This is a genomic window from Pigmentiphaga daeguensis (genome assembly GCF_039523035.1).
Classification (GTDB): Bacteria; Pseudomonadota; Gammaproteobacteria; order Burkholderiales; family Burkholderiaceae_B; genus Pigmentiphaga; species Pigmentiphaga daeguensis.
On sequence record NZ_BAAAEN010000049.1, the window covers coordinates 1 to 15253 of the forward strand.

General features: G+C 50.3%; 12 protein-coding genes. 6 read left to right on the forward strand and 6 right to left on the reverse strand.

The window, feature by feature from the left end:
• Positions 1 to 431: 431 nt before the first annotated feature.
• Complete coding sequence (galU, locus tag ABD104_RS29650) at positions 432 to 1268, reverse strand: UTP--glucose-1-phosphate uridylyltransferase GalU (protein WP_343928831.1); 837 nt, start codon at positions 1266 to 1268, stop codon at positions 432 to 434.
• A 204-nt stretch (positions 1269 to 1472) separates the two neighbouring features.
• Between galU and ABD104_RS29655 the strand changes: the two genes are divergently transcribed.
• Positions 1473 to 3161, forward strand: coding sequence for a glycosyl hydrolase family 28-related protein (locus ABD104_RS29655; protein ID WP_343928832.1), 1689 nt, complete (start codon positions 1473 to 1475; stop codon positions 3159 to 3161).
• A gap of 154 nt (positions 3162 to 3315) precedes the next feature.
• Here the strand turns inward: ABD104_RS29655 and ABD104_RS29660 are convergent, their stop codons facing one another.
• The 5 genes from ABD104_RS29660 to ABD104_RS29680 are packed head-to-tail and all read right to left on the reverse strand — an operon-like array spanning position 3316 to position 9445.
• Positions 3316 to 4251: a glycosyltransferase gene (locus ABD104_RS29660; protein WP_343928833.1), complete on the reverse strand. Its 936-nt coding sequence runs from the start codon at positions 4249 to 4251 to the stop codon at positions 3316 to 3318.
• Complete coding sequence (locus ABD104_RS29665; RefSeq protein WP_343928834.1) at positions 4248 to 5462, reverse strand: O-antigen polymerase; 1215 nt, start codon at positions 5460 to 5462, stop codon at positions 4248 to 4250. Before ABD104_RS29665 ends, ABD104_RS29660 begins: the two co-directional genes overlap by 4 nt.
• Positions 5463 to 5492: 30 nt before the next feature.
• A complete protein-coding gene (locus tag ABD104_RS29670) occupies positions 5493 to 7721 on the reverse strand; it encodes a polysaccharide biosynthesis tyrosine autokinase (protein WP_343928835.1) in 2229 nt (742 codons plus the stop codon).
• 13 nt (positions 7722 to 7734) lie between these two features.
• Positions 7735 to 8886: a polysaccharide biosynthesis/export family protein gene (locus ABD104_RS29675; protein ID WP_343928836.1), complete on the reverse strand. Its 1152-nt coding sequence runs from the start codon at positions 8884 to 8886 to the stop codon at positions 7735 to 7737.
• A gap of 40 nt (positions 8887 to 8926) precedes the next feature.
• A complete protein-coding gene (locus tag ABD104_RS29680; RefSeq protein ID WP_343928837.1) occupies positions 8927 to 9445 on the reverse strand; it encodes a low molecular weight protein-tyrosine-phosphatase in 519 nt (172 codons plus the stop codon).
• Between the two features lie 1570 nt (positions 9446 to 11015).
• Between ABD104_RS29680 and rfbA the strand changes: the two genes are divergently transcribed.
• From rfbA to ABD104_RS29705, 5 genes are all read left to right on the forward strand, one after another.
• On the forward strand, positions 11016 to 11915 hold the full coding sequence (gene rfbA / locus ABD104_RS29685) for a glucose-1-phosphate thymidylyltransferase RfbA (RefSeq protein WP_343928838.1): 900 nt from the start codon (positions 11016 to 11018) through the stop codon (positions 11913 to 11915).
• A complete protein-coding gene (gene rfbC, locus ABD104_RS29690; RefSeq protein ID WP_343928839.1) occupies positions 11912 to 12481 on the forward strand; it encodes a dTDP-4-dehydrorhamnose 3,5-epimerase in 570 nt (189 codons plus the stop codon). The genes rfbA and rfbC overlap by 4 nt, the downstream gene beginning before the upstream one ends.
• Complete coding sequence (gene rfbD, locus ABD104_RS29695) at positions 12478 to 13362, forward strand: dTDP-4-dehydrorhamnose reductase (RefSeq protein WP_343928840.1); 885 nt, start codon at positions 12478 to 12480, stop codon at positions 13360 to 13362. The genes rfbC and rfbD overlap by 4 nt, the downstream gene beginning before the upstream one ends.
• Positions 13359 to 14363, forward strand: coding sequence for a dTDP-glucose 4,6-dehydratase (gene rfbB, locus ABD104_RS29700; RefSeq protein WP_343928841.1), 1005 nt, complete (start codon positions 13359 to 13361; stop codon positions 14361 to 14363). Before rfbD ends, rfbB begins: the two co-directional genes overlap by 4 nt.
• A 153-nt stretch (positions 14364 to 14516) precedes the next feature.
• Positions 14517 to 15023, forward strand: coding sequence for a hypothetical protein (locus ABD104_RS29705; protein WP_343928842.1), 507 nt, complete (start codon positions 14517 to 14519; stop codon positions 15021 to 15023).
• The last annotated feature ends 230 nt before the right edge of the window (positions 15024 to 15253 follow it).

Sequence of the window (15253 nt, forward strand, 5' to 3'; positions counted from 1 at the left end):
TGGCTTTCCGTGAACCTGCTTTTCTTCAAGGGAGTCTCCGACTCGTGGAGGCCCCGAAATTCTACCGGCTGATGTCTACCAATTGGGGGAGCTTACGCAGGCATGATCATGCCATCTGATCTGTCCGGAGTAACGGGGCAAGCCCAGTCTTCTTCCATCTTCGTGCTCAACGTCGTTTCCTCGATTATGACGTGAGCAGGATTTCACTGGGTCAATACATATAGGCTATAAGCGACAGTAGCTCATTCACTACAATTAATACAGCTCACATGAAGCGCTACGCGGTGTCAAGTCGATAGAGTATATCCCCCGTGAATCCAGGATCCGAATCCTTATCTGTCGCTGTCTAATCGACATGCAAGACTACGAGCACTGTAATCGAGGCTCGCATCGACTTATCGATACTTCCCAGGTGAAACCCGGGCCATCTACTATGGAAACAACTGATGATATTTTGCACCATAGTGCAAATTGGCACGATAAAGCCCCGACTTCCCACCGCAGTCAAAACGCTGGCCTTCGTAATGATGAGCAATGACTGACCTACCGTTCTCAATCATTCTCGCTATCGCATCAGTCAATTGAATTTCACCACCAGCCCCTTGTCCGATCTCTTTAAGATAGGAGAAAACGCTGCCATCCAGAACATATCGGCCAACAACAGCTAGATCAGAAGGGGCATCCGCCGGATCTGGTTTCTCAACGATGCCTTTTACAGGCAAACTTTTCCCCTCTCCTTCCACTTCGACTATTCCATACTTTTTTGTTTCATCAACACTGACTTTCTCCACCCCCAACACACTAGCGTTCCGCTCTCGTGCAACTTCGATTAGTTGTTTTGTTACTGACGAAGTCGAATCAATCAGGTCGTCTGGCAAAATTACGGCAAATTTCTCATTCTTCACAATTGGTTCTGCACATAGAACCGCATGGCCTAGCCCCAAGGGCGCCGCTTGACGGACGTAGACGCAGTTAACATCAGCCGGGAGAATCGCACGCACCATTTCGAGCAATTCTATCTTTTTCTTAGCCTCAAGTTCGGATTCAAGTTCACGATCGGTATCAAAATGGTCTTCGATCGCTCGCTTGTAACGGCCAGTCACAAAAACCAGTGTTTTGATACCTGCTCTTATCGCCTCTTCAGCAGCATACTGAATCAGTGGCTTATCGATCACTGGAAGCATTTCCTTGGGTATCGATTTTGTTGCGGGCAAAAACCTGGTCCCAAGCCCTGCAACGGGAAAAACGGCTACTCTAACTTGTTGCATACTAAGCTCTCGTCTTATTCATACCAAAAAGTAAAGGGTATCGCGCGCGTAACTGCGCGCTGTCCTAGCGTAGCATGAGTATAGAACACTTGAACGGCACTCTCTATTTCAAAGCTTAAGCGACAATTCAACCGTTACGGCTTGGTGCCCTGATATAGTGCATAGAGCACTAGGATGAAAAAATTAGTCCCAAGGAGCTGTTTCATGATATCGCGTCGTCTCTTCTTACAATCCACGATACTGCAGTCTTTAAGAGGAATGGGAATAAGCGCGCTTGCCTATTTTCCAACTGCAACTCAAGCAACAACTCCGATTCCGACCGTCAGTGTGAAAGACTACGGCGCGCGAGGCGATGGCAAGACTGATGACACCGCTGCGTGCCAATCAGCCCTCGATAGTGGCGCACTAGAGATAATTTTCCCCCCTGGGGTGTATAAAATCGGAGATCTAAGGGTTAGTCGCTCTCTCACGATTACGAATCAGGGTGAAATCCTCGGAAGAATTTCTGTCCGAGACACAACTCCAGATATTAATCTCACACCAGGAAAAGGATCGATTGAGAATGGACAAAAAATCCTTCACTTTACCAAGCCCCATCCATTTTCCCCGGGAGAAAATATAGTAATTTCACTCATGGGAGCTGGCGATTCTAGGAAAAATCAAGCTGGTTTACATTTCTCAAAAATTCTCGACGCGAGTTCACAAATGATTGAACTCGAGAGACCTGTCCGCTTTGACTACAATAGGTTTTCCTGCGCCACCTTCACTGGCAGTACCATTTCCCATTCCATCGATAGAGGCACCTCTTACGTAGATCTTGCTGAAGAAATTCCAATTACGCCTGGCACACTGATACGCATAGAATGCCTAGAAGGCAGTGATTCACCTTACGCCAGTTGGAACATGGGACCACTTTTCGCTCGAAATTCATATTTCGAAATAAATGTCGTCAAAAAGATCGAAGGAAAACGCGTTTATTTAGAAGCCAACACTGCATACGCGTATAAAACAGCGCTACTCATTTCACTTGGCAAGCTGAATAACATTACGCTTCGGGGAGGAAAAATCAATGACATTCGCGCAACAAACACCCAAAATCTAACGCTAACCAACATTACAACAAACAGAATTCAACTGTCCCGTTGTTTCAATTTCTCCGTCTCAGAAATTGATATCTCGGCGAAAAACACTCCCATTGGTTTTGGTTTGTCTGCATGCCGCCGAGGAAGAATTTCTAAAATAGACGCTTGTTGCGCTACTGGCTCGACAGACAACGGCAACGTGAAAATAATGTCGGGGCTGGATATTACAATAGAGAATGTCCGTTCCAGCCAAACATCAGCTAAAGCGCAAGGTATTTATCCAATGTTTGTCGATTTTTATGTTACTCCATACAGTTCCTGGAGCCAAAATATAACAATCGCAAATTGCCAGCTAGGTGCTCCGAATGGCGGGGCTCAGCGCTCGCTGTGGATAGCTGGGGGTAGAGAATGCACCGTATCTAGAGTCAAAGTAGACGCAGGCGTACGAGTTGAAAAATCTGTTGATATCACTATTGACAATCTCGAAGCCTTAGGCCTTCTTGATTTTCAAGAGGTACGAGATCTTAAAAAGCTTGCAAATTTTACCGGACGCGGAATATCTCTCGCTGGAGTAGAACGAGCTCAAATATCGGACGGCAACATCATCGGATGCAGTACCAATATACCGGTTAGGATTGGGCGCAGCAAGGTCGTTTCGGCATCCTCTGACGTAACGTTGGAGCGCGTTAAGTTTGACGCTCAATGCAAGCACCAACATCTTCAAAGCGAAGAGGTAGAACGGCTGAAGCTAATTGATGTCCTTACGTCTGACGGGCAAAAAATTAAAATCCAACAAAAAAAGAAACGTTAGCCCCCCTAGCACTGACACGGCGCCGACACGAGTCGCCCTCCCTGCCCACTTCATACGTTTCACGAGAACAAGCAAAAAACACTACGGGAGAAAGCTCGTTAGGCGCTCAAACAAATATCTGAACTTTAGAAGCAGACCCTAGAAAAACGTAAAACTAAACCCATCCTAACATGAAAAATATCAAAAACATGAACTTACCACCCTTATCTCGCCTAAACGGCAAAACAGAGAGCAACTTCGTCAGTCGGGCCACTCTACCTGCGCTATACAAGCCAGCAACAGCGATATCTCTATCGTGATTCGGGTAAAGAGTTTTTATTATTTTTAGTTGAGCAAGAATTTGCTTCTTGTACCATCCGGACTGCACCTTCTTTAACCTTGCCAATACACCTTGCCAAGTCCCTCGTGAACCAACCTCATTAGCACCGTGCTGTCGATATAGAACCAAAGATTGTTTCTCAATGAACCACTTCAACCCCGCAGCTCTAGCAAGCGCGTATATAAACCAATCGTGATGGACAATCTCAAACAGGTCAAACCGGTCCATTGCCGACCAATAGAGTTCACACAATCTTGGCGAAATTAAATAGGTACATCCCTGCCCTGCGGCTTGCCCCACGTAATCCCATTCAGTCAATGCCGTAGCATTATTAATAACTTTAAAAGTGTTGTTCGGCCAGAACGCAAGGACATTACTAGATACCCCATCATAACCTTCTAGCAAATGCGAATACTGCTTACTCAATTTTGAGGGAATCCAAATATCATCTTGGTCCGCAAAAGCTAGCGCATCAAATCGAAGCCCTTTTAACTGTCCCCACGCCCAGAAAAAATTCTGACCGGCCGAACCAAACTTCCTCTCAGAAGCGAGAATTCTTACTCGGCAATCCCTTTGGCTCCATTCTTTTAGGATAGCCAACGTCGAATCAGTGGAACCATCATCACTGATATAAACATTGACATCAACACCCACTTGAGCCAATACACTAGCTAGCAGCTCCTGTATCCACAACTCACCATTGTAGGTAGCTAATATTACGGCTATACGAGGGGTCGTCTTCGTTCCAGCGATCAGCTTTTTTTCGGTCATGGAGCGCGTGAATAACGAACCGAATGATGCATGCGGAATCGGAAATTTAGCCAAGAAAATGCCATATAGATCAACGGGATCTGCGCCAATACATTCAAATTAAACAAAGGACTGAAAACCTGAAGCAATGTAAGTTGCATTACCACGGAATAAAGCAGCACGGGCTTGAGATGAGGGGAAAGTTTTTTATAAATAAAACTCGCAGCAATTCCATGAAAGAAACTAAACCCCATAACCCCCCAAACATCCAGAGAACTATACAAACCGATATAGCCCGTCGCGACATTAAACGCACCACTTACTTGATAGGGTCGTTCAAATCTTCCAAATTCCGATACGCAGTTCATCTCACCACGGACGACACTGGGTATCACCTGACACAAAAATCCGAAATTATAATCGTCGACCAATACTACTTTTAACGCATTGGCAAAATTTACTATTGGCGTTACGATGTAAATGTATACCCACATGAAGCCGCTTGGAAGCCAATCTGGATATTTAAATGTAGGTCTTGCAAGCGATAAAAAATTCTCCCTAGGGCCACGCAAATCGCCAACCAAACCAAAAACATACACTGCGCAGAGAATCAATACCCCAATCGCCAGAAGCCGCCTAGGAGACTTAATTCCACGCAAATATATATAAATGGCGCCCATCTGCAAGACAATCACAACGAAAATCTTTCTCGTCACCAAAGCAATGAAAACAGCCAATATCGCCAGCACAAGCCAAATACATTTTTTCACCCCATACTGCAAGTATAGGTAATAGGCTGCGGTCGCGATCAACGCTCCCAAGGCCATAACAAAGCCGTGCAAAGATGAAATACCGAACTCAAAATGGGAAACACTCGACCCCGTCAGCAAAGATAGCAGGGGAACATAGCCGGCGACAGCAATTTCAAATGCGACCAGTAATGCAAAGAGCCAAGTCAAAAAATAAAGCCGGCGCAGTAGTATTTCAGGTGACTCAAGCCTGCCCACAGATGCAGCTACCCGCCTATATCGACCAGCTCCTAAGGCGCGATACCCGGCGGCAACAATGGCGTAACCGAGAACGAAAGGTACCAAAAAAATCGCGATGGTTTTTGTAATTTCCCAAGTGGAAAAAAAAGACACCAGCCCAGAAAGATGAAGCGAATACAAAAAGATAACAAATAGCCAAACTCCTCCGTACAGGACAAGAGGGGACTGGTACCAACGCTTCATCTTTACGCTCATATGCTTCAGAAAATCAATTCAATTTTTCCCGTAGGAATAATAGTACTTATATGAGCTACCATAACCGACCCGAGAACGCTTCACCCCATTGAAGACAAGCCCTCGAATCACCCCTTCACTTCCCGCACTCTCGACCTTCTTCAAACTGTCGACGACCTCGCGCGTAGTACTTTGCTCAGCCCGGACGACCAGAAAAGCCACTGCCACCCTGGGTAGTATTGCGAGTGTATCTGCGACAGGCAATATTGGAGGAGTATCAAACAAGATATGGTCGTACTTCTGACTCCATTCTTCGACGAGATTAATGAATCTCTCACTAACTAGCAGCTCACCGGGATTTGGCGGACTTACCCCTGCAGGAAGAACCTGCAAATTCGGAGTCACGTCTTTTACCACATCTTCGAGAGTCATGCCCCCCAGCAACAAATCTGATAGTCCTTTAGCAGAATAGTCGTAAGAACAATATTCGCTCAAACGCGGACGACGCATATCTGCATCAACAAGCAGGATTTTCTTACCTGTAACCGCCAGCAAGACCGCCAAATTAGCTGCAACAAAGCTTTTTCCGACCCCCGCCGTAGCACCGGTAATGGCAATATTCTTACCATCCCGCCCCATCAAGGCAAATGCCAAACCGGTATGGAGAGACCGCAGACTCTCGACCGCAGGATCATCTGGACCAGATAAAGCAAGGAGTTTCGCCCCAGCTTGGTTCAACACGGGGCGCCGCCCTGTTGTCATAACGCTCAACTTCCGTTGAGGGTAGGACTCAGGAACCGTGACATAAGTCGTCAACCCCGTCGCCTCTTCAATTTCTTGCGCTCGCTGAACTGTCGGACGCAGCATTCGCGTGACAAACACGCCCACTAGACCAAGGAAGATCCCAAGCATCATCGACACCATCACGATGATCTTCTTTGGGGGAAAGACAGGTGCTGGATTAACAATGCCAAAATCGATAATGCGAACATTACCAACAGTTCCAGCCTCGGCAACCCTCAGTTGTTGAGAATTATTGAGCAATGCAATGTAAAGTTGCGAATTGACTTGTACATCCCGCTCGAGGCGAAGCAGATCTTTTTGCGCTCCAGGCAAACGGTCAATCTGAGAATCGATCATTCCGACCTCTCGCCGAATCCCAGCTAGTTGCTCATCAATCGCCCGTACTTCGGGATGCTCCGGCCTAAATCGCTGCAGCATTTCGTCGCGACGAAGTTGCAAACGAAGCCGATTATTTTCCATCTCGATGGAACGTTGTAGCAAACCATCCGTCTCCTTTGGGACGCTTATTGTGCCTGTAGAGGAGCGAAATTTGCTAAGCGCTTCCTCAGAGCTTTCTACTGATTTTTTCAACTCTGGTAGTTTCTGTTCAAGAAACTTCAGGCTGCCGCCAATTTCCGCTGTCCGTCGCTCGACATTTTGTTTAAGATATGTCTGAGCAACAGCATTGACGAGATTTTTAGCAAATTCAGCATTAGGGTTTTCATAACTAATTCTAATGACGCCACTTTGACGCGCAGCTTCTACAACCTCGAGATCAGCGTATAACTGATTATAGACACTAATCGGCGATTTTCTGACGACCTCAAACCCTGTACCGATACGCCCAGCCAAGAAGCGAACATTGATTTGATATTGGCCCTCTTTATTTTTTACCGTTTCGGTTGTTCCGATCTCGCCAGCAACAACTTCGTCTCCATTCGGGTCAAATAGCTTATAACCGGTTTCCGTTCGTTCGAGTAGAAACGTACTTCCCCAATATTGGGGTGGAACTTCAAACGCTGCAAGCTCAAGCTTTTCACCTCCCCATGCAAATCCGGAGAAAAGCGATGGGACGTCCTTTACGTCACCGCTCTTCTTTTCATTTGTCCGGGCAACCCAATCTCCAATGATAGGAAATCTGTTAGCGACTCTTACATCTAGCTGAGCCTGCGTCTGGTCCGCTGCTTGCATAAGTACTTGGCGAGATCGCAGAATGGCGAGTTCTCCCGACACCGGACTTTGAGGCGAACCTAATGCGTCGGCAAGCTCAGGAAGGCCTGGAACAGTTCCCTTTCGATCCTCAACTTGCACAAGGGCGTCTGCCAGATACCGCGGTTCAGCCAATACGGCATACGCCAACCCAAGGGAAGTGGTAATCAGGAAAATAGCTACGATTATCCACTTATGCTGGATAATCGCATTGAGCAACTCAGAAAAGTTGAACTCGCTAGAACCGTCATCCGAAAAACTTTGCGGATTTGTCATCATAAACTCAAAACTAATTGGGGGCGATGTCAAACGTTGTCGAACTTTGCCGCAAGAACTGGGCACTCGGCAGAATCTGGCCAATAACCCGAGCCCAACGAGTAACTCCGGCTGGGTCAACATAGATCACATCTCGGGGCTGCAACATAAACGCATCAGCCAGCACCAAAGCATCAGGACGTTCTGCATTCATATGCCACACTTGCGGCTTTCCGTTCTCTCCATCACGAATGACATAGACTTGGCCTGCGTTTGAGGTTGTAGGATTAAGACCACCAGCATCTGTCAGCGCCTCTGCCAACGAATAGCTTCCGTAGGGTAACAACATAGACTGCGGCTTGCTCACCTCGCCCAGCACAAAGATTTTATTGAACCTCCGCTCTGGGATATTCAATACATCACCGTTCTGAAGCAACCAATTTTTTGATATATCTCCCTTGTAATAAAGCGAATATAGGTCCAGCGGATGCACCACCCCGTCTCTGACTAACACGGCAGCCCGAAGATCGGCTTTCTCCGTCAGACCTCCAGATTGAGTGATAAGGTCCGTTATGTAGATGGGCACATCATTTACCGGTCGGGTGCCTGGGGACTTTAACTCCCCCACCGCAAAAACCCGCTTACTGCGATATTCCATTACGGCAACATCGACCTGGGGCTCAGTCAAATACTGCCTCAGCCGCTTTGCCAGATCCTGCCGGATAGCCTCAACAGTTAAACCAGCCGCCTGCACCTTGCCAATATAGGGATAAAAGAAACTGCCGTCCTCCCGCACGAGTCGTCCCGCTATCTGTGCATTGTTACTATTTGCGGGATTATTCAGCTCTGGATGATTCCACACAGTAACACGCAGAACATCTTGAGCACCGACTAAATATGAATATGCTTTTTCCTGAGGCGCGACCGGCATTGGAGGAGCCAGCTTGACATTGATGTCAGTTTTGGTATGCGCCCGTAATTCTCGGACAGTTTCAGGAGTGATCTGCCTTATATCAACGCGCTGAGCAGCCTCTTCTTTCTGCATAACCCCACGCCACGAGGGATCATCATCGCCTCTCGCCCCCATATACATTCCTGTACATCCAGCCGAGACCAGAGCGGTCAGCCCGACACAGATTGGCAATCGGGCATATTTTATTCTTTCTGAGAACGAAAACATGGTCATCTAGTCTCAACCAAAAAAAACACAAATAGGGCATTCGGAGTCATATCATCTTCGCCGCGGTCAACTGACCAACCCAATCATCTACGCTGTTTTTGATTTCTAGCCAAACCCGCTCAAACATGGCAGGAGGCTCGTTGATCGGGTCGTCAATTTCCAGATTTTTCCACTTGCCCAGCAAAAACACTTTCCCGCTCACTTTGGGATATCTCTGCTGGATGAAAAGCCGTTGTTCATGCTCCATTACCAGCACCAGAAAAGCGGCCCCCACATCAGAGCTAGTAAGTTGTTCAGCTCGTTTATCAGGCGAAATGGGTACACCGTTTGTCGAGGCCACCTGTATTGCAGACTCATGAGGACGCCGGCCGACGGGAGCGGCAATTCCACGCGAAAATACCTCAACGGGAACCCCTTTTGCAGCAAAGGCGTGCCGAAATAGAGCCTCGGCCATCGGACTACGGCACACATTGCCTGTGCAGACAGTCAGAAAAATTGGTGGAGCAGTTAATAGGGAACGCGACATTGCTGCCTTTAAGCAAAGTGACTCGCCCGGCACTATCATGAGTAGTGTGCAACGCAATATTGTTCCACATATGACACATCAAAACACAAGTTGGCCAGTGAACAACGGGCGTGGGCGCGAATGCGTTGCATTTTGTAATAAATGCAACAAACGGTAATAGCGAATTTTCTGGAACCTGTCTAGCCGTCACGTACCTTGAACATCTAGCCTATTCACATGACACCTTGGATAGTCCACTAATTTGCACGATTTTACGACAAGAGCCAGGATGCTAGCCGCCACAGTTGTTCCGCGTTGTTAGTTCTCACTTGCCCCTCCCAACATACGCGTAGGCGAGGCAAACGCGACCACTACTCAGTGCATCTCAGCAGTGCTCTGACTTGAAAGTCGATATCATGCCCCTTGATCAATACATCTTTGTCACCAAATCGGCCTATCGCTTCTTGTACATTGCAACTCCGCATTTCCATGTATAGACGCGATACTTGCTAGCTCAGTCCCCCCTCAGGCTAGCTTGGGGTGTTGCTAGACTCAATGTGCGGCATCCACGCAACTATCGTGCAAGATTTTAGGATGGTGCTTTGCTGCTAACATCGCTTGCTCGAGCCCCGTCGCAGCGCTGTGATCCAGGCTAGAGCATATGCGAACACACGTAGGCCCTCTTCGCGCTGTTGCAACTTTTCTTCCGCTTCCCTCTACCAAGGTGATCAAGGCTTGAGCCTCCGAGGCGATTCTCTCTTCTTTCATACGCTGCAACGGACTCAATCGAAGTGGAAGATCAATTGATGTGGCATGCCATCACGAGGCTCGGCGATGCAAGAGTTATGCTACCAGCCGCTCTACTTGTAGCAATCCTTATATCCGAACGCAGCCTAGTCAAGGTCTGGCTTGTACTTCTAAGCGTGGCGTGCCTGCTGGCAACTTTTACGAAGATTGCATTTCTAGCATATGGATTGAATTTTGCAGACGGGGCCTTCACTGGCATCAGCGGGCACGCTCTGTTGACCGCAACAATCCTTCCCCTCCTGCTGTATTTGCTTGGCCTGTCACACTCATTGGGTGCAGCCGTGCTTTTATCCTGCATAGGAGGAACAGCGGCTGCCTTGGTAGCATGGTCACGCATACAGATCAGAGCTCATACAATAAGCGAAGCAATGGTTGGAGTAGCCATTGGGATGACGATCTCTTGTATCGTCATCTTCCAGATACAGATCTCGCCCCCTAAAAAGCTGACCTTGGCCATACTCTCGGCCCTACTATCGGTGGCTTGCGGAATGGCCGCTAACCAAATACCTTCCCTCGGCATCAGCCCACATCAAGCAATGATAAAGCTCGCTTGCCACATCGCCGGTACCGATAACGTTTTCATCCGACACCTTCCCAGCGGGAGAATTAGCAAAGCATCCTCAGCTTGTAGCACTAAAGCACAACTGCAACATCCACTTTCGATACACTATGCGGCGGCGCAACATTCCCTTCAAGAGCATGAGAGAGGTTCCCACAACAGCCGCTCTCCGATGAAGCAAGTACAAAGGAGTTGCAGGCTTTTTCACCCGGCGTGCGCAACTCCGTTGACCGGTCCCATACAAGCTATTACCAAGAGGAACGCATGACCAACTCGCCTTCCGCTCGTAAAGGCCTAATCCTGGCCGGAGGCTCGGGCACACGCCTGCACCCAGTGACCCACTGCGTGAGCAAGCAGCTCATGCCGATCTACGACAAGCCGATGATCTACTATCCCTTGACCACGCTCATGCTGGCAGGAATACGTGACATCCTTATCATCACCACGCCGAGGGACGCCCGTGCATTCTCGGATTTGCTAGGGGACGGAAGCCGCTGGGGGGTGAACCTTACCTACGCGCAACAGCCCAGTCCAGATGGCCTTGCGCAAGCCTTTCTCATCGGGGCGGACTTTATTGGCCAACACCCTGCTGCGCTGGTTCTGGGCGATAACATCTTTCATGGTCATGGACTTCCAGACATGCTGCATCGCGCCAGCGGCCGAGCTTCCGGAGCCACCGTGTTCGGCTACTTCGTTAGCGACCCTGAAAGGTACGGCGTGGTTGAGTTCGACGCAGAGGGGCGAGCGATCGACTTGGTAGAGAAGCCCAGCAATCCTAAATCTAACTATGCTGTAACAGGGCTCTACTTCTACGACAACGACGTCGTATCGCTGGCGCGTGAGGTTAAACCGTCAGCGCGCGGTGAACTGGAAATCACCGACCTGAACAACGCCTACCTGAAGCGAGGTGACCTTCACGTGGAAATCATGGGTCGCGGCTATGCCTGGCTGGATACCGGCACGCATGATTCATTACTGGACGCTTCCAACTTCATCCAAGTCATGCAGGCTAGACAGGGGCTCCAGATTGCATGCCCAGAGGAAATCGCCTGGCGTCTGGGCTGGATCGACGACGCACAATTGGAGCGGGTGGGAAGTGCGCTGGCGAAAAATAATTACGGAAGGTATCTGCTCAACCTGCTCAAACAAGGAGCGCGGCTTTGAACATCGTGACGACCCGCCTCCCCGGCGTATTGATTTTTGAGCCAAGGGTTTTTGGTGACGACAGGGGATTTTTCGTCGAGACGTTCCGCCAAAGTTGGTTTCAGGAAGCGGGCCTAGACGTACAGTTCGTCCAAGATAATCAATCACGTTCACGACGCGGCGTCCTGCGAGGTTTACATTACCAGTCTGTCTTGCCTCAAGGTAAGCTGGTCCGCGCCGCGCGAGGGCGAGTATTTGACGTCGCGGTGGATGTGCGCTGGGGATCTCCCAATTTTGGCCAGTGGGTGGGCGTTGAACTGGATGATGTGCACCATCGACAACTCTGGATCCCCCCTGGTTTTGCGCACGGATTCTGCGTTTTGTCGGACGAAGCAGAGTTCGTGTACAAGTGCACGTCCTATTACGATCCAGCTTCCGATACAGGCGTCAGGTGGAACGATCCGACAATAGGCGTAACCTGGCCTCTTCAAGAAGCAGACTTGCAGTTGTCCACTAAGGATCAGTCGTTGCCACTGCTATCTGAAAAGCCAGTGGCGACGCTGCCTTCGTACGAGGTCAATACATGACTATCCTGGTCGTTGGCGCGGGGGGGCAGGTTGGGCGTGAATTGATTCTGAGAGCTAACCACGGGCAACAGGTTGCGGGATTGGACCGCAATCAGTTGGATATCACGAATCAAAGTGCTGTTGCCGAGGCGATTCGTTCGCATTGCGCTTCTGTAGTGATCAATGCCGCAGCATATACGGCCGTCGACAAAGCCGAGGCAGAGCCGACGCAAGCGTTCGCGATCAATCGCGACGCGGTGGAAAACTTGGCACGGGTCTGCGCACAGGCTGACATTCCTTTGCTGCACTTGTCCACCGACTATGTTTTTGATGGCGAGAAGTCCACTCCTTACGACGAAATGGATCAACCTCGTCCAACAAGTGTGTACGGGCAGAGCAAATGGGAGGGTGAGGAAGCGCTGCGAGGCGTCCTCGACAAGCACATCATTCTGCGCGTCTCGTGGGTGTTCGGCGCTCACGGGAATAATTTCGTCCGAACGATGTTGCGCTTGGCGAAAGACCGCCCCGCTTTACGCATTGTCGATGATCAACATGGCGGGCCGACGCCGGCCTCGGCTATTGCGGACGTTCTGCTGGACATTGCGGCACGCATTGTCGCGGGGCAGGCAATCGCGTGGGGCACTTATCATTACGCTGGCGCTCCGTCGGTAAGCTGGTATGCCTTCGGACAAGCAATTTTCGAAGAAGCTCATGTACTCGGGCTGCTTGAAACACCTCCCGATGTCTCGCCCATCTCAACCGCGGATTACCCTACCCCCGCTCGCCGCCCAGCAAACTCTGAACTAGATATGACCCTCGCGTGTAGGAAGCTGCATCTCTCAGCTCCCGACTGGCGTAAAGCAGTACGTGAAGTTCTGACGACCTGGAAACATTCCGCATGACTCATACCCCCAAACGTGTTTTAGTGACCGGCGGCGCCGGCTTTATTGGCGCAAACTTCGTTCGTTATTTGCTACAAGCGGCACCTGGCGTTCATATTGTCAACCTGGATGCTCTGACGTACGCCGGCAGCCTGGACAATCTGGCTGACCTCCCTACCGCAGATCATCATACTTTTGTGCAGGGCGACATCTGCGACCGGGAACTGATAGACCGCCTGCTGCACGAGCACCAAGTGGATACCATCGTGCATTTCGCCGCCGAAAGCCACGTGGATCGTTCCATCAGCGGTCCGGGCGAGTTCGTCCGGACCAACATCCAGGGAACGTACACCCTGCTCGAGGCCGCGCGCCAATGCTGGATGGCCGAGCAGAAAACAACAGACGGCCGGCGCTTCCACCACATCTCCACGGACGAAGTGTACGGAACACTGGGACCTGACGATGCACCTTTCACGGAAATTACGCCATACGCCCCGAATTCCCCCTACTCTGCCAGCAAAGCTGCTTCGGATCATCTGGTCCGGGCGTATTTCCACACCTATGGCCTGCCGGTGGTCACCACGAATTGTTCGAACAACTATGGGCCATACCAACATGGCGAGAAGTTCATCCCGACAGTGATCCGTAGTTGCCTGAACGGTGAGCCCATTCCGGTCTACGGCGACGGCCGCAATATCCGGGATTGGCTGTATGTTGAAGATCACTGCCGTGGCATCGAATGCGTACTGCGCACAGGAAATCTGGGAGAAACCTACAACATCGGCGGGTGCAATGAATGGCGAAATATCGACATTGTCGAATATATCTGCGCACTGCTGGATGAACGGCGACCTAGCGGCGCACCGCACAAACGCCTGATCAGCTTCGTGACGGATAGACCTGGGCATGACTGGCGCTACGCCATCGATGCGACCAAGATGCAGGAGGATCTCGGCTGGTCACCTCAGGAGAGCTTCGAGACCGGCATAATAAAGACCGTCGACTGGTATCTACAGCGATAAAGCGATAGGCATGTTCCGCGACTCCACGTACACTTCTAGCAGGGAGATCGCAATGGAAGCATGGAACTCGGTTCTCGAGTTCATCGCTTTAAGACTAAGCTTCCTGCATTGAGGGGTGGAAAGACGAGTCACCTGTTCAGAAGGGAGATTCGTGTGAAAACGGTCGAATACGAGCTGGACTCTGCGCGCGAAATTATCGACATCGCCAAACATATCGTGGCAGATGGACAAGATAGTGTCGAAGCTCGACGCACGGTTGCTTATCTGGGCAATCGATCCATCGAGATGATTCTCAAATCGTTTCTTGAGCACGCCGGTGTACCTTTGAGGGCAATCAAGGAGGCCTCCGGCAGTGCGGCGTCCTTGCTGGCACGGACAGATGCGTGCTTCGTCCAGGTCGAAATAGTCCCAGGCCATCGATGCTGGGTACCGGCCAAGAGATTGCGGGCGGTCGCAGTCGAGGGAGAGGAATTGCGGACCATTGGTGGCGTTCTGGAATCCCTTCCCCAAGCCCGCCGCTTCGGCCCCGCTCCGGCCTACCGGGATAACCCACCCGAACCGGAAACGCTGCTCCGAACATCACAGACCTTGCTGTCCTGGGTGGAGCGCCACTGGGACGCGGCGCGCGCCGATCGCTGGGACGACGCCGACGAAGAATGAAGCCTTGCGCTTCAACATATAGGGCGCAACATGTCACCCAAAAGCGGTAAGCTGACAAGTCAGCGAAGCTGCTGCAAAAAAACCCAGGCACTTGGGCTGATCCGCGTTGGACGTGGAGGCGACAAGGTTAAAGAGTCCGCCCTGAACAATTCGGTTCTTAGCAGCAGGGCGGTCGGTTCTCGACCGGAGCGGCGAGCAGTGCTGCAATGACCGGCTGCATCGGCAGGCCG